This window comes from Kitasatospora acidiphila (genome assembly GCF_006636205.1).
Classification (GTDB): Bacteria; Actinomycetota; Actinomycetes; order Streptomycetales; family Streptomycetaceae; genus Kitasatospora; species Kitasatospora acidiphila.
The window spans coordinates 946,232-960,602 of the sequence record NZ_VIGB01000003.1 but is presented as its reverse complement, the minus strand read 5'-3'; the positions used below and the strand labels follow the sequence as shown (position 1 = coordinate 960,602).

General features: G+C 72.0%; 12 protein-coding genes. 5 read left to right on the top strand and 7 right to left on the bottom strand.

All coding sequences use genetic code 11. The annotated features are described in order from the left end of the window. Nucleotides 1-29 precede the first annotated feature (29 nt). From E6W39_RS05190 to E6W39_RS05180, 3 genes are all read left to right on the top strand, one after another. Nucleotides 30-743 carry a hypothetical protein gene (locus E6W39_RS05190; protein ID WP_141632482.1) on the top strand — a complete coding sequence of 238 codons (714 nt, stop codon included), beginning with the start codon at nt 30-32 and terminating at the stop codon, nt 741-743. A gap of 133 nt (nt 744-876) precedes the next feature. Continuing rightward, a complete protein-coding gene (locus tag E6W39_RS05185) occupies nt 877-1,368 on the top strand; it encodes a hypothetical protein (RefSeq protein WP_141632481.1) in 492 nt (163 codons plus the stop codon). A gap of 17 nt (nt 1,369-1,385) precedes the next feature. Further along, entirely contained in the window at nt 1,386-2,651 is a 1,266-nt protein-coding gene (locus E6W39_RS05180; RefSeq protein ID WP_181799111.1) for a copper resistance CopC/CopD family protein, read from the top strand. 102 nt (nt 2,652-2,753) lie between these two features. Here the strand turns inward: E6W39_RS05180 and E6W39_RS05175 are convergent, their stop codons facing one another. Continuing rightward, the gene (locus tag E6W39_RS05175) at nt 2,754-4,286 is read right to left on the bottom strand and encodes an FAD-dependent monooxygenase (RefSeq protein ID WP_141632479.1); all 1,533 of its coding nucleotides are present in this window, start codon (nt 4,284-4,286) and stop codon (nt 2,754-2,756) included. Nucleotides 4,287-4,390: 104 nt separating this feature from the next. Between E6W39_RS05175 and E6W39_RS05170 the strand changes: the two genes are divergently transcribed. Further along, nucleotides 4,391-4,993, top strand: coding sequence for a TetR/AcrR family transcriptional regulator (locus E6W39_RS05170; protein ID WP_141632478.1), 603 nt, complete (start codon nt 4,391-4,393; stop codon nt 4,991-4,993). A 42-nt stretch (nt 4,994-5,035) separates the two neighbouring features. Here the strand turns inward: E6W39_RS05170 and E6W39_RS05165 are convergent, their stop codons facing one another. Genes E6W39_RS05165 through E6W39_RS05155 form a run of 3 tightly spaced genes read right to left on the bottom strand, consistent with a single transcriptional unit; the run spans nt 5,036 to nt 9,275 of the window. After that, nucleotides 5,036-6,067: an ROK family protein gene (locus E6W39_RS05165; RefSeq protein ID WP_141632477.1), complete on the bottom strand. Its 1,032-nt coding sequence runs from the start codon at nt 6,065-6,067 to the stop codon at nt 5,036-5,038. After that, nucleotides 6,064-8,253 carry a beta-galactosidase gene (locus E6W39_RS05160; RefSeq protein ID WP_141632476.1) on the bottom strand — a complete coding sequence of 730 codons (2,190 nt, stop codon included), beginning with the start codon at nt 8,251-8,253 and terminating at the stop codon, nt 6,064-6,066. Before E6W39_RS05160 ends, E6W39_RS05165 begins: the two co-directional genes overlap by 4 nt. Further along, complete coding sequence (locus E6W39_RS05155) at nt 8,250-9,275, bottom strand: zinc-dependent alcohol dehydrogenase (RefSeq protein WP_141632475.1); 1,026 nt, start codon at nt 9,273-9,275, stop codon at nt 8,250-8,252. The genes E6W39_RS05160 and E6W39_RS05155 overlap by 4 nt, the downstream gene beginning before the upstream one ends. Nucleotides 9,276-9,357: 82 nt before the next feature. On the opposite strand from E6W39_RS05155, the gene E6W39_RS05150 reads away from it, so the two are divergent. Beyond that, nucleotides 9,358-10,203 (top strand): SDR family oxidoreductase, encoded by an 846-nt coding sequence (locus tag E6W39_RS05150; RefSeq protein ID WP_181799110.1) that lies wholly within the window; start codon nt 9,358-9,360, stop codon nt 10,201-10,203. Nucleotides 10,204-10,209: 6 nt separating this feature from the next. On the opposite strand, the gene E6W39_RS05145 is transcribed toward E6W39_RS05150, so the two are convergent. The 3 genes from E6W39_RS05145 to E6W39_RS05135 are packed head-to-tail and all read right to left on the bottom strand — an operon-like array spanning nt 10,210 to nt 14,354. Then, the gene (locus tag E6W39_RS05145; protein WP_141632473.1) at nt 10,210-11,463 is read right to left on the bottom strand and encodes a phosphotransferase family protein; all 1,254 of its coding nucleotides are present in this window, start codon (nt 11,461-11,463) and stop codon (nt 10,210-10,212) included. Between the two features lie 9 nt (nt 11,464-11,472). After that, nucleotides 11,473-12,381, bottom strand: coding sequence for an inositol monophosphatase family protein (locus tag E6W39_RS05140; RefSeq protein WP_141632472.1), 909 nt, complete (start codon nt 12,379-12,381; stop codon nt 11,473-11,475). Next, nucleotides 12,378-14,354: an aminotransferase class III-fold pyridoxal phosphate-dependent enzyme gene (locus E6W39_RS05135; RefSeq protein ID WP_181799109.1), complete on the bottom strand. Its 1,977-nt coding sequence runs from the start codon at nt 14,352-14,354 to the stop codon at nt 12,378-12,380. The genes E6W39_RS05140 and E6W39_RS05135 overlap by 4 nt, the downstream gene beginning before the upstream one ends. Between the last annotated feature and the right edge of the window lie 17 nt (nt 14,355-14,371).

The window sequence follows — 14,371 nt, the reverse complement described above, 5'->3', positions numbered from 1 at the left end:
TCGTTCGCGACCGAAGGGATCGATCCCCCATGCACGTGCCATCCAACAAGCGCGGGTTGGGTGCCGGACTCGCCACCGTCCTGCTGCTCGCCGGTGTGGCGGCATTCGCCGGCGGCAGCCCGGCCGCCGCCGACCCGAACACCACCACCGCGGTGAGCGCCGGGCCGGCCGGCTACACCCAGGCGGCGCCCACCGGGCAGCCGTCGCAGTACAGTTCGCCGCTGGAGCGGTGCGCCAACGGAGTCAACCACCCGATCAGCGGCCCGAACCCGATCCTCGCTGAGCCGTTGAACACGCAGTTCGGCAGCAATGTCGGACTGTCCGAGTACGTCACCTTCAGCGGCAACCAGTACTACGGCGACTGGCAGTTCGTCTTCACCAACACCTCCTCCGAGACACTGTCGACGGACTGCGCGCTCCTGGTCTTCCGGGCGCCGTCCGGCTCGGACAACCACGGCTACACTGCCACCCAGCAGTACGGCCACCCCCAGCAGGACTACCTGGAGGTGCCGCGAGGCGACGGGACGTCCTTCTACATCGCCCGACTCGGCTTCCACGACGTGCCGCTGGCGCAGCGCCAGGTGGCCCCCGGGCAGTCCTTCACCTACACCCTCGGCGGCATCCCCAACTCCGCGACCACGCTCGAACAGATCCGCGACTCGCTGAAGTTCACCGCCGACCTCGACCTGACGGCCAACCAGGCCACCGTCGAGCACTACGGCACCAACCGGCTCACCAACTGACGGCCGGATCAGATCAACCGGGCCAGGGCGGCGACCACGGACCCCTGCCCCGGGTCAGATCAACCGGGCCCAGGGCGGCGACCACGGACCCCCGCCCCGAGCCCGGTCCCGCCACCGCAGAGCGGAGTCGACGATGCACCGCGCAGCACGTCGGCGGTCGGCGGTCGGAGCAACGGCCGCGCTGCTCCTCGGCCTGGCGGCCACCGGCTGCTCGTCGAGCCCGTCCCGGCCGAGCATCCCGGCCACACCACCGCAACCCCAGTCCCTGCAGGCCGACTCGGTCGCCTCCCAGGAGTTCGGGCTACTGGCCGGCGGCGGTTGGGCCCAGGCCTGGAGCCTGTGGGACGAGAGCGGACAGCAGGCCATCAGCCAGGCCGACTTCGTCCGCCTCAACACCGAGTGCCGACCGGCCGTCGGCGCACCCTATGCGATCGACAGGAGCACCACCGTGGATCCGACCACGGTCCGGGTGGACTGGCACCGCGCCACCACCGCCGGCAGCAATACCATGGTCTACCAGGCGGGCCGGTGGCACTTCGTGCCGGATCAGGGCGCGTTGGCGGACTACCGCCTCGGGGCCGACCAGCTGCTCCGCCGGCGACGGGCCGCAGGTGCATGCAACTGACCTCCATTACCGCGCAGTTGCGCAGAATCGTGGTGGCCGCCGGGTTGGCGCTCGGGGCTCTGCTGGCGCTCGCCGGCCCCGCTGCCGCGCATGCGAGCCTGGTCTGCGCAACTCCGCCGAACGGTGCGGTGCTTGCCGCCGAACCGCGCCAACTGACGCTGCGCTTCTCCGAGCCGGTGACCCTGGCGCTGAGCTCGGTGCGGGTCATCGGACCGGACGGGCGCCGGGTCGACAGCGGACCGCTGCGCGGCGCGGACTCCGGTGGCGGCGCCGCCACCGTGGCCATGGCACTCAGCGCCGAGGAGCGGCCGGGCACCTTCGTGCTCAACTGGCGTGCCACGGCGGCCGATGACGGCCACACCACCACCGGCACGCTGACCTTCTCGGTCGGTGCGCCCAGCCGGACCATCGCGGCGGGCGGGGCAGAGCGCAGCGACCCGGTCACCGACGCCGTCCTCAACCTGGCCGTCTGGCTGGGCTTCGCCGGGCTGGCCGCACTGGTCGGCTACGCCGCGATCCGCCTCTACTGCCTGCCGCCCGGCGCGCCGACCGAGCTCCGCTGGCCCGCCACACTGGGCTGGACAGCGCTGCTGGCCGGCACGCTGCTCCAACTCTTCAGCTACGGGCCGGCCACCCAGGGCGAGTCGCTCGCCCACCTCGCGGACCGGAATCTGCTGGCGGCGACCCTTCCCACCGACGAGGGGAAGGTGCTGGTCGCCCGCATCCTGCTGCTGGCCCTGACCGCCGCGGCCGGCGGGCCGCTACTGCGCCGAAGCGTCCCGGGCGGCATCGCGGCCGTGGCCCTGACCCTGCTGCTGGCGCTCACCTGGAGCGAGACCAGCCACGCGGCCGAAGGCACCCTGGTGCCGATCGCCCTGCTGGTCACCACCCTGCACGTCGCCGCGATGGCTGTCTGGGCCGGCGGGCTGCTCACCCTGGCCGTACTGCTGCAACGAGGCTCCAGCGCACCGCTGTTGACCACCACCGCGCGCTTCTCCCGGCTGGCCTTCGGCGCGGTGGGGCTGCTTGTCGTCACCGGCCTCTACCAGGCCTTCCGTGAACTCGGCAGCCCAGCCGCCCTGACCGGCACGCCGTACGGCCGACTGCTGCTCGCCAAGGCCGGCGTGCTGCTGGCGGTGCTCGCCGTCGCCGCCGTGGGCCGCAGCCGCCTGTCCCGGCGTGACACCCTGCCAAGCCGCGCCGTCTTGCTCGAACTCGCGGGAGCGACCGTCCTGTTGGTCATCACGGTGCTGCTGATCGGCAGCGCGCCCGCTGGGCGGTAGCCCGGGTGTTGCCGGTCGGCGGACCAACTCGTGGACGTAGGCACTGGTCCGGTGCGCCGCCCGGTGGCGCGCCGGCCGGGCGGCGGGCCTGGCTGTTGCCGGTCAGCGGACCAACTCGTGGACGCAGTCACTGAACCGTCCCAGGTCCGCCGCCCCGCCCGTCAGTGCGACGTAGCCGTCCGGGCGGACCAGTACCATCGCGTCGCCGGTGATGCCGTAGGCGCGGCGGGCGTGGCCGGCGGGGTCGTGAACGGTCTCCTGGCGCAGCAGGGGGAGGCTCGGCAGGCCGGGCAGCGGCGGCCGGTCGCTGAAGTGGAGCAGGGTGAAGTGCGCGCCGCGGAAGAGGTCGAAGAGGCGGACCGGATGCCCGTTCGCGGTGCGGCAGGGGGCGTCCGGGGCGCGGTCGCCGGCCCGGATGCCGGTGGAGCCGTCGAGGTCGCGGCTGAGCGGTCCGCCCCGGTAGGCGATGGACAGGCCGCTGAAGTCGGAGCCCGCCGCGCTGGTCCGGTTGCGGAACTGATCGGCCAGGGCGTTCGCGCCGCCTTCCTTGAACAGCGCCCGGTGCTGGACCGTGGTGGCGTCGAGCACCGCCCGGGCCACCGGCAGCCGCTCGGCCTGGTAGCTGTCGAGCAGCGCGTCCGGGGCGCCGCGCAGCACGGCCGCCAGCTTCCAGCCCAGATTGTGCGCGTCCTGGATCCCGGTGTTCATGCCTTGACCGCCGGCCGCGGAGTGGCAGTGCGCGGCGTCGCCGGCGAGGAACACCCGGCCGCTGCGGTACCGCTCGACCATGCGGACGGTCGGCCGCCAGACCGTCGACCACACCAGGTCGCGCAGCTCGACCCCGGGCAGGCCGGCCCGTTCGGCGAAGAGCCGGCGGAAGACGGGGAGCGTGGGCTCGGGCACCTCGCCGTGCCGGTCCGGGCGTACCGCGGCGTTGACGGCCCAGTTGCCGTCGGACCGAAGGGGGATCAACGCCAGGGCGCCGACACCGAATTCAGCGTCCTCCCAGAGGTGCAGGTAGTCCAGGTCCAGGCCGTCGATCTGCACGGCGGCCATCAGGTACCGTTCCTCGTCCCAGGTCTCGCCGAGGAACGGGATGCCGGTCAGCTTGCGGACGGTGCTGCGTCCACCGTCGCAGCCGATCAGGTAGCGGGCGGTGATCTGCTCGCTGTGCTCGCCGTGTTGGACGGTGGCGGTGACCTGGTCCGCGTCCTGGGTGTAGTCGACCAGTGCGGTGTCCAGCTCCACCTTGACGCCGTAGTCGGCCAGTCGGCCGCGCAGCACGGCCTCGGTGTGGTGCTGGGCGAGCATCATCATGCCCAGGTGCGGGCGGTCGGGGGTGGGGGAGTTGGCCGCGGCCGGGTCGACCTCACTGACGATCCGGGGACCCTGATAGCTGCGGATCTTGAGGTTGAGCTCGCCGCGGGCGTAGATCTCGTCGACGATGCCGAGGTCGTCGAAGACCTCCAGGGTGCGCGGGTTGATGCCCCGGGCTCGGAGGCTGTGCTCACGGAACCTCGGATCCCGTTCGATCACACGGCAGTTGACGCCGCTCCGGGCGAGTGTGACCGCGAGCGCGAGGCCTACCGGGCCGGCGCCGACGATGAGGACCTCGGTCGATCGACTGGTGCGCATGGCTGTACCCCTTTGCGAATAAGATACGGCGCGTTTCCTGTCTTCGACTGTAGACTGACCTCGATAAGAAACGCAACGTATCTACTGAACCTGGTGCGGGATCCATGGCGACCGACACGACTGAGGGCGGCAAGGCGTCACGCCGACGCGGCGACGAACTGGAGCGGGCGATCCTCGACGCCGTCTGGGCCGAGCTCGCCGAACACGGCTACGACACGCTCACCATGGACGGCGTCGCGCTGCGGGCCCGGACCAGCAAACCGGTGCTGTACCGCCGCTGGTCGAACCGGGCCGAACTGGTCATGGCGGCACTCGACCGCAATGCTCCCGACTACCAGGAGCCGCCCGACACCGGCGAGTTGAGATCCGACCTGGAGACCTTCCTGGGCCGGCTGCTGCACCGCTTCGACGACCTGCCGCTGGCGACCGTCCACGGCCTGATGGTCGACATGCTGCGCGTTCCCGAGCTGCGCGCCCGCTTCCGCGCCGGAATGCTGGCCTTCGGCCCGGTGGACACCCTGGAGGCGATGATGCGCCGCGCCGCGGACCGCGGTGAGGTCAACCCGGCCCGCCTGACCAGGCGCGCCGTCTCCCTGCCGCTGAGCCTGCTCCGCGACGCATTCCTGGTGAGCGGCGAGGTCCCGGGCGAGGCGGTGATCGCCGAGATCCTCGACGAGGTGGTCCTGCCGCTGCTCAAGGCGCCGTAGCGGGGCCATTGCTCAACGCGCCGTGGCGCGACCCCTCACGGCTCACGTCGTCGTCTCGATCGCCAGCAGTGCCGCGCCGATCGCACCGGCATCGGCCCCGAAGTGCGCCGGCAGCACGGGCACGGCCGGGCGGTCGCCGGGGGAGTACAGCTGCCGGGCGAACGAGGCCCGCGCGGGCGCGAGCAGCAGATCTCCCGCGGCGACCGGTCCGCCGCCCACGATCAGCACGGCGGGGTCGAACACATTGGCCAGGGCGGCCAGCCCGGTGCCGGTGAGCGTCCCCACCCGCTCCAGGATGTCCAGGGCCTCGGCATCGCCGCCACGAGCGGCCTCGGTGACCGCCTCACCCGCATCCCACGATCCCTCGCCCCCGCCCCGCGCGCCCTCGCCCGCATCCCCCGAGCCTTCCTCCGCACCCCGCGCACCCCCACCCCGCGCGCCCTCGCCGAGCAGGTGGGCCAGCAGCGACGCCGGGCGGGCCGCAGCGGCCTGTCGCCCCAGGCGCGCTATGGCGGCGCCGGACGCCGACACGCCCCAGCACCCGCGCTTCCCGCATTCGCACAGCGGCCCCAGCGGATCGACCGTCAGATGGCTGGCCTCGGCAGCGAAACCGTGCGCGCCGCGCAGCAGCCGCCCGGCGACGACCACGCCGCACCCCAGACCGGTGCCCAGTGTCACCAGCACCTGGTGCTCGTGGCCCCGCCCCGCGCCGAGCCGGTACTCGGCCCACGCGGCGGCATTGGCGTCGTTGTCCGCGACCACGGGCAGTCCCACGGCATCTGCGATCATCGCCCGCAGCGGGGCTCGCGCGAAGTGCAGGCCGGGCGCGAAGGCCAGCGCCCCGGTAGCCGCGTCGACCATCCCGGGCAGCCCGACGCCGACAGCGGTGACCCGATCGCCGCCCACTTCCGCCATCAACTCGCCGATGGCGGCTACCAGTTCGGCCGCGGTGTGGCGCGGGGTGGACTGGCGTGCCCGGGCCGACACCGTGCCGTCAGCCGTCAGCCGGACCGCCGCGATCTTGCTCGCGCCGACATCGAGGCCGACCGCCTCAGCCTGGGGTGACTGGGTCATGGGACCTCCGGCAGCACTACGCGGGCCTCGCCCCGCACCGCGGCGGTACGCACCTCGAAGCCGCCCGGCCCGCGCCCGGCAGCCAGGTCCTCGCCCCGCTCACCACCGCCACCACGCGGGTCGCTGCCCGGCCCGCGCAGGGCGGACAGGTCGCACGGCCGGTCCGTGCTCAACACATCGCCTCCCACCCGCACCCGGACCGGTACCCCGTCGCCGGTCTGCTCGTTCAGCCCCTTCACGTAGCAGGCCCCGAGCCGTCCGTGCGACACCTGGACGACGGCGCACCCGCCCCCGACCAGGTCCGCCGTGACGACGTGCTCCCCGCACGCGCTCCGGGCCCGCAGGGGTTCGCCCGTGCGGTTGAAGAGGAAGACGAGCACATCCTGCGGATCCGCGGTGGTCCTGCGCAGTTCGAGCCACGCCCCCGGCCGGGCACGCACGGGCACGTCGCAGCTCTCGTTCAGCCACTCCTCGACGGCCGCCCCGATGGGCTGCCCGTCGCCGGACGCCACGCGCACCCGGCCCGCCACCGCATCGGCAAGCTCGGCGCAGGGGCGCAAGTCTTCGTCCAACGTGGGCAGTTCGCCGATCACCAGCAGCGACCCGCCGTGCTCGGCGAACCGTGCGAGCCGCTGCTGCAGGGCCCGCTCCATGAAGCGGCCCGACGCGGCGACCAGGGGACCGGCGGCGGGATCGAGCGCCGCGCGGCCGGTCAACTCCTCCAACTGGAAGGGCAGGTTGCGTCGCAGGCAGTGGGCGACGAACGGCACCAGCGTCCGCTCGGCCGATGGAACCCGCCAATCCCCGTGTCCGGCAGCAAAGTTCATCGCCCAGTCCCAGGCACCGACTGCCGCGTACGTCGGATGGACGCCCCACCGCACGCCGCTCTCCGGGCGGGAGACGGCCAGCTCGTGCTGGCGCCCGGCCAGGAAGTGGGTCAGCACCCGCACCGCGGCGAAGGCCGCGCCGGGTCTCGCATCCAGCAGGATCGGGGCGGCATCCCCGTACGGCGGCTCGAACTGCCCGGGATCGCCGGCGGTCTGCGCCACCGCAAGGTGCTCGCCCCAACCCGCGGTCGCGCAGGCCGGATAGACGGCGACGCCGGTCGCCCCGCACGCCACGCCGAGCAGGGTGTGATGAATCGGCACCACCGGGAAGGCGCAGCTCGAATCCGCCCAGCTAAGGCCCCAGTTCTCCTCGATGTTGGGACCTCGCCCGCCCTTTGCCGCCAGGACGTAGTTGACCAGCGCCTCGTCATCGGAGATCACATTGCCGGTCCAACTCGTATAGGCGCGGGGAAGTTCGGTGACCGCGCCGACTCTGTTCCTGGCCAGCCAGGCGTCGTACCGTCCGGCTGCCCTGCCGGGGTCGCGGTCGGTTCTGGCCGGCGGCGAGTACGTGGTGAACACGGGGACGTCCGGCCCGACTGCGTCGGCCAGCGCCGCCATCCCGGTGGCGAGCACCTCGGCCGACCAGCTCGCCCAACTGGCTAGCGAGATAACCCCATTGGCGGAACAAGGAAACCCCGCCAGGGTGGGCGCGGCCACGCCGGGCGCGAAGCGGGCGAAGGCCTGGGCACCCGGCTGCGAGTAGTCGAGGGCGTCGAGCGGAAGGGAAGTCTCCCCGTAGTTCCCCTCGTTGCCGATCTGGACGGCGACGACCGGCCCGCGCGGATGCAGGAACGGCCGCAGGAGCAGGCCGACGGCGCGCAGCCAACCGGTCGCGTCCGCGAGGTACGCCGGGTCGAGAGCCGAGGGCAGTACGAACTGCTGGTAGGGCAATAGCCGGCCGTCGGCCGACCGGGCGGCGTGCCGCCCCGGATCGAGCGTCGGGCTGATCCGGTCGGGCAGCCCGCCGAAGGGCAGCTCGGCATGGACGAAGGGGCCCGGCTTCAGCACCGCGAGCAGCCCGGTCGCCGCGATCAGCTCCAGGAAGCCGACCAGATCCCGGTTGCCGTCCCCGGCGAAGCACAACCGCCGGTCGCCGCCCCGGCCGACCTCGTGGTGCCGCCAGGGGACGTAGCAGGTGACCACCTCGATGCCGGCGTCGCGCATGGCGCCCAGCTTGGCCGCCCAACGTCCGTGGTGATCCCGGTAGTAGGGGTACTCGCCCGCGATGAGGAACCGGGGGCGCCCGTCCAGCCACAGCGTCCCGTCAACGAAGGACGGCCGCCGCCCGGGACTCATGGCGCAACGCCTTCGTCCGTGGTGAGCAGGATCTTCATCGCGCTGTACCCCTCGGGCTCCGAGGCCGGTGTGGCGGCCAGCAGGGTCAGGGCCTCGGCGTACCGTTCGAGCGGCAGCACATGGGTCACCAGCCCTTCCAGCGGCAGTTCGCACGCGAGCTCCACCGCCAGCTCGAAGTCCGCCGGCCGGTACGGCCCGGCCCCCACCAGGCGGATCCCCCTGGTCACCAGGGCCCGCAGCGGGACGGCGGCGACGGCGGCCTCCCGTTCGCCCATCACCACGACGGTGCCCCCGGCCGTCACCGTGCCCAGGAGGTCACCCGGCAGCGCGCCCGTGGTGTCGATGACCGCATCGGGTGCGCCCGCCGCGGCCGCCTCCTCGGCGGCCAGCACCCGTACCGCGTGTGGCAGCAGTCGGCGGGCGATGTCCAGCCGCCCCGGATCACGCTCGGCCAGTGTCACCCTGGCGCCGCGCCAGGCCAGGACCAGCGCGCACAGCGCACCGATCGGACCGGCGCCGACCACGAGCACCCGGTCGTCCCAGCGCAGTCGGGCCGCCGTCAGGTTGTTCAGCACGCAGGCGAGCGGCTCCACCAGGGCCCCTCGCCGGTAGGGCACTTCGGCGGGCAGCCGGTGGACGAAGCGCTCGGGCACCACGGCGAAGTCGGCCATCGTGCCGTCCCGGTCGACGCCGACCTCCCGGCCCGCCTTCGCCCCGCAGTGGGCCGGCATGCCCCGGCGGCAGGGGCGGCACCGGTCGCAGTGGTACGTCGGGTTGATCACCACCCGGTCGCCCGGCGCCACCGAGGCGACCGCGGCCCCGACCGCGGTCACCGCGCCGACCGCCTCGTGCCCCAGCACCACGCCCCGCCGCGCGGGGAACTCGCCCAGCAGGATCGCCCGGTCCGTGCCGCAGATGCCGGTGGCCGCCACCTTGACCAGGACGTCGTGGGCATCGAACGAGGGCACCGCGCGGTCATGGATCCCCGCCCGGCCCACATCCTCGAACACGACGGCCTTCATTGCTGCCTCCCACCGGATCTCTCACCAACAGTGCCATAAAATGTCTGATATGAGCCGATATTGGCCGCCGGGCGTAGGTGACTTGCCGTCGGAATCGCGCCTGCGGATCCTGCTGCTCGGTGCCTCAGGGTTCGTGGGCGGCGGCCTGTGGAGCCATCTGAGGGCGCGTCACGAGGTCGTCGGCACCTTCGCCACCCGGCCGGTCCCGGGGCTGGTCCAGCTGGACCTGCGCGACGAGCGCCGGTTGTCGGCGCTCGCGGCCGACGGCTTCGACCTCGTCATCCACGCGGCCGGCCTGGTCCCGCTGGAGGTGGCCGAAGCCGACCCCGAGCTGGCCCACCGCCTCAACGTCCGTCCCATCGAAGTCCTCCTGGACGCCGTGCGCGGCTCGGCGGCCAAACTGGTCTTCCTGTCCAGCGACAACGTCTTCGACGGCACCCGTCACCAGTACACCGAGGACGACCACCGGTCCCCGGTCAATGTCTACGGTCGGACCAAGGCGGCGGCCGAGGACCTGCTGCGCGCCGACGGCGGACACCTGGTGGTGCGGATCCCGCTCGTCTACGGGCGCGGTCCCTGGGCGAACACCTTCCTGGCCCGCCTGGCGGGGTCGACGACCCCGGCCCGCACGGATCTGGTCTGCGCTCCCGTCTACCTGCCCGGTCTCGGCCCGGCCGTGGCCGAGCTCTGGGGGCGCACCGGCGTCGTGCACTACGGCGGACGTGACGTGGTGACCCGGTTCGAGCTGATGTCCAAGGTCCAGCAGGCCCTGGAGCTGCCCACCCGGGTGGTGGCCGTCCAGGGCGACGAGGCCCGCGCCGGCTGCCGGCGCCCGCCCCGGCTGGTGCTGCGCAGCACCCGGCACCGTCTGCTGGGCCCCGGCCTGGATGCCGCGCTCGCCCATCTGGCGGGCCGGCCGCTCGCCTGACACCGGTCAGCCCTGGGGGAGATGGTCGGCCACCAGTGCCAGGTGGCGTTCGGCGTCCAGGTGCCCGGTGCGGCCGAGTTGCGCGGCGAGATCGTTGATCAGCAGTGTGCCGAGCAGATAGTGCCCGAGCGCGAGTTCCATGGGCGCGGAGTCGTTCCCCCGCACGTCGGGCTTGGGCTTGCGGTCCGAGAGCCGGCACGGTGCCTCGGCCAGGACATGCAGGTCGTGGGTGAGCAGCAGCCGCTCCAGCCAGCCCGGATCGTCACGGAACAACCCGGACAGCCCTTCGGACGAGGCCAGTTGGGGCAGGAACCGGTGAATCGCCCCGCGGTAGCCCGGGAACACCGGCTGCCGGAAACCCACTTCATAGCCGTGCCGCCTCGACCGGCTCACCGAGAAGCCCGTTCGGAGCGCGGGATCCCACACGCTGAGGCTGAAGAGCGTCTTCGCCAGGTCGTAGACCGGATCCCACGGCGCGGTGGAGCCGCGCGGATCGATCAGCCGGAAGTCCTCGACGGTCGCGCCGGGGCGGGTCGACAGCAGCACGTTGCGCGTGTTGAAGTCGCCGTGGGCGGGAGCCCCCAGCCGGGCGGGTGCCAGCCGGGCCAGCCGGCCCGCCAGCCGCTCCAGCACCAAGTGCGGGGCCCGGCACGGCACGCCGTTGACGGTGAGGCGCTCGGCGGTCATCAGCTCGGCGGGCAGCACTCGGTGCAGCACGGGCAGCCGCCGCAGGAACCGGCCCACGACGACCTCCGCGACATGGCCGGCCGGGGTGGGGTGGGCCTGCACGGCGTACCCGTCCAGGACCAGCGTCTGGACGACTGCCGTGTACCGGCGGAAGAACTCCCGCGTCCCCTGGGCGGATTTCCGCAGCGGTGCCGCCAGGTCCGCCGATTCGTAGAAGGGCGTCGTACAGGCCGACCAGCCGTCGCCGTCGAGGAAGTGCCCGATCGGCAGATAGTGTGCCGCCAACCGTGGTGCCAGAGTGCGCAGGTGGTCGATCTGGCGAAGCTTGTGGCGGAACGACTCCAGATCGTGGCCGTCCACGGCGCCCGGTGCGGGCACCAGGATCTTGACCGCCAGGTCCTCCCCGGTCGAGGCGGTGGCCCGGTAGACCCGGGCCGGGGATCCGCCGTCCAGGATCTCGTACTCGACCGCGAGGCCGAGGGCGTCGGCGACGGCCGACAGGGCCGCCTCGTCGGTCCACCCGCCGGCCGGGCGGGTGGCCGTGACCGTGAGGTGCCGGCGATCGGTCACCACGGGTGCCTCCTACCAGCGGATCGAATCGATCAGCGCCGCGTGCAACTGCGGTGTGCAGGCGGCGACGCAGGAGCGCTGGTTCAGCGGGCCGATGTCCAGCAGCAGGGTGTCGTGCAGCGGCTTGCCGTAGGCGTCGGTGATGGTGACCCCGGCCCGCTCCGCCAGGAAGACCGAGGCCGCGATGTCATACGGGAACAGGTGCAGGATGCTCCCGTGGCCGACCCGGCGGAAGTCCGGTTCGGTGGCGGGGCGATCGCGAAGCAGCCGGTTGCCGATGTCGACGTAGGCGTCCATCTGTCCGGTGATGATCCGTGAGATGGAGAAGGAGGCGCTGTTGAAGACGTACACGCCACCGGTGTTGGCCGAGGCGTCGATCAGATGGCCGTAGGCTCCGATCATCAACTCCGCGGGGTGGCCGTTGAATTCGAGCGACCAGAACATCCGGTCGGGATCGACGGTGGCGGACAGGCGGGGTACCGGCGCCGCAAAGCCGCCGGATTCGAGCCCGCCCCCGTCGGCGTCGGCGTAGAGCCAGTTGCCGGACTTGATCTCCTGGAGCATCGCGTACCGGATGTCCCCGATGGTGGGCGCCTCGCCGAAGGGCGCCGCCGCGATGGAGACGCAGGCCATCTCCAGGTCGGCGGCGGCGCCTCGGGTCCCGTCGATCGGGTCGATGATCAGCACGCACTCGGGGTTCCGGCCGATCGTGCGCAGCCCCTCGCTCTCGGTGTAGACGGCGATGGGCTCCTCCCGTTCCGTCAGGAAGTCCCAGGCGGCGCGTTCGGCGAGCAGGTCGACGGGGAACTCGGCGTCCCCGCCCTTCGCCGTGCCCTGCACATAGCGGCTGCCGACCTCGTGGAGGCCGGTGCGGACGGCCGTCCGGATCTGCCGGGACAGCTCCTGGACCAGGCCCTTCATGAGACCGAGAGGAAGAGTCGCTCCAACAGGTCGCACATCTCGTCCGCCTCCTGACGGGTGATGATCAGTGCCGGTCGGACCTTCAGCACATTGCCGTGCCCGTACAGCGAGGTTCGCAGCAACAGCCCGTGCTCCAAGCCGAGTTCGGCCAGGTGGTTGGTGAGTCGCGGGTCGGGACGACCGGCGCCGTCCACGATGTCGATGCCGATCATCAGCCCGACGCCGCGCACCTCCCGCACGAACGACACCTTCGAGGCCAGATCGCGCAACCGGTCCAGCACGTACGCGCCGATGGTCCGCACGTTCTCCAGGAAGCCCGGACGGCCGATGACCTCAAGGGTCTTCAGCGCGGCCGCGGCGGCCAGCACATTGCCGCCGAAGGTCGAGTTGATGTGGTGCCCCTCCACGCCGGCCAGCCGCTCCTCGGTCAGGATGCCGGCGATGGGCATCCCGGCGCCGCCGAGGCCCTTGCCGAAGGTCAGCATGTGCGGGGCGACACCGAAGTGGTCGGCAGCGAACATCCGGCCGGTGCGTCCGAACCCGGTCTGGATCTCGTCGAAGACCAGCACGATCCCGCGCTCCTCGCACAGCTTCTTGAGCGCCTGCAGATAGCCGTCGGGCGGAACGACGTTGCCGCCGTTGCCGCTGATCGGCTCCAGTACCAGGCAGGCCACCCGGCCGGTGCTCGCGTAGTCGATGAAGTCGTTGATCCGCTCGACGCACAGCAGGCCGCAGGTGTCCCGCTCCTGCCGGTAGAAGCAGCGCAGGCAGTGCGGATCGGGGACGTGCACCACGCCGGGTAGGTGCGAGGGGAAGGGAGCCCGCCGGAACGCGGCGCCGGAGGCACCGATCATGCCGAGGGTCTGGCCGAGGTGGCCGCGGAAGAGCGTGATCACATCGGACTTCCCGGTGTGCACCTGGGCGATCTTGACGGCGCTCTCGTTGGCGTCGGAGCCGCTCGCCGACTTCAGGTGCACCCGGGTGAGGTTCGGCGGTGAGACCTCGGCCAGCTTCGACACCAGCGCGTTCAGCGGCTCGGTCTGGAACTTGGAGGTGACGTGGATGAGCCGGCCGGCCTGTTCACGGACCGTCTCCACGATCTCGGGGTGGGCATATCCCAGGCTCAGATTGAAGGTCCCCGAGGAGCAGTCGAAATAGCGCCGACCGTCCTCGGAATAGAGGTGGACACCCTCGCCCTTGACCACCCGGAGTTCGTCCGGGAGGTAGTAGTAGTGCTGGAGTGCACCCGCGACGTCCTGCTCGGACACCGGATCCGGTTTCGCGCTGACGGCCTGATTCATCGGTTTCCCTCTTCGCGTCTTCCTGCTGAGGACTCCGGGCAGATCGATCTGCTCGAATGATTCGAACCGCAGATCCGCCTCATGGAGATCGAGCGAGGCGGTCATCGAGTTCGGTATGACGACGCACCGGATTCCGGCCCGCTTCGCCGCGCGGACGCCGCTGGGCGAATCCTCGAACGCCACCGCCCGCTCGGGGGGAACCCCCAGCGAGGCCAGCGCCGCGACATACAGGTTCGGCTCGGGTTTCGCGCCACTGCGGTCCCCGTCTGCGCACTGCACCGTGCGCCAGCCATCGGCGATGCCGCACTGCCGCGTGTACCGGGCGATCCACTCCCTGGTCGAGTTGCTGACGATGCCACGGGAGATCCCCAACGCGTCCACCGCCCCCAGGACCCGATGCACCCCTGGGCGGCTGGACAGCCCGCCGAGCAGCTCCCGCTGCCGGACCCGGACCCGCTCCTGCGCCTGACGGCGGTCCACCGGACGCCCGGTGAGCCGTTCGAGGTGCGTCCACAGGTCGAAGCCGATGGTGCCGACGACGGACGACCACACCTCCCTCGGGAGCGGGTGGCCGAATTCCAGGAAGATCTCCGCATGGGCGCGGAATATCTCGGACTCCGGATCCCACAGGGTTCCGTCGAAATCGAAGAGGACCGCATCCACGTCCTTCACGCACACCTCCGTCCTCA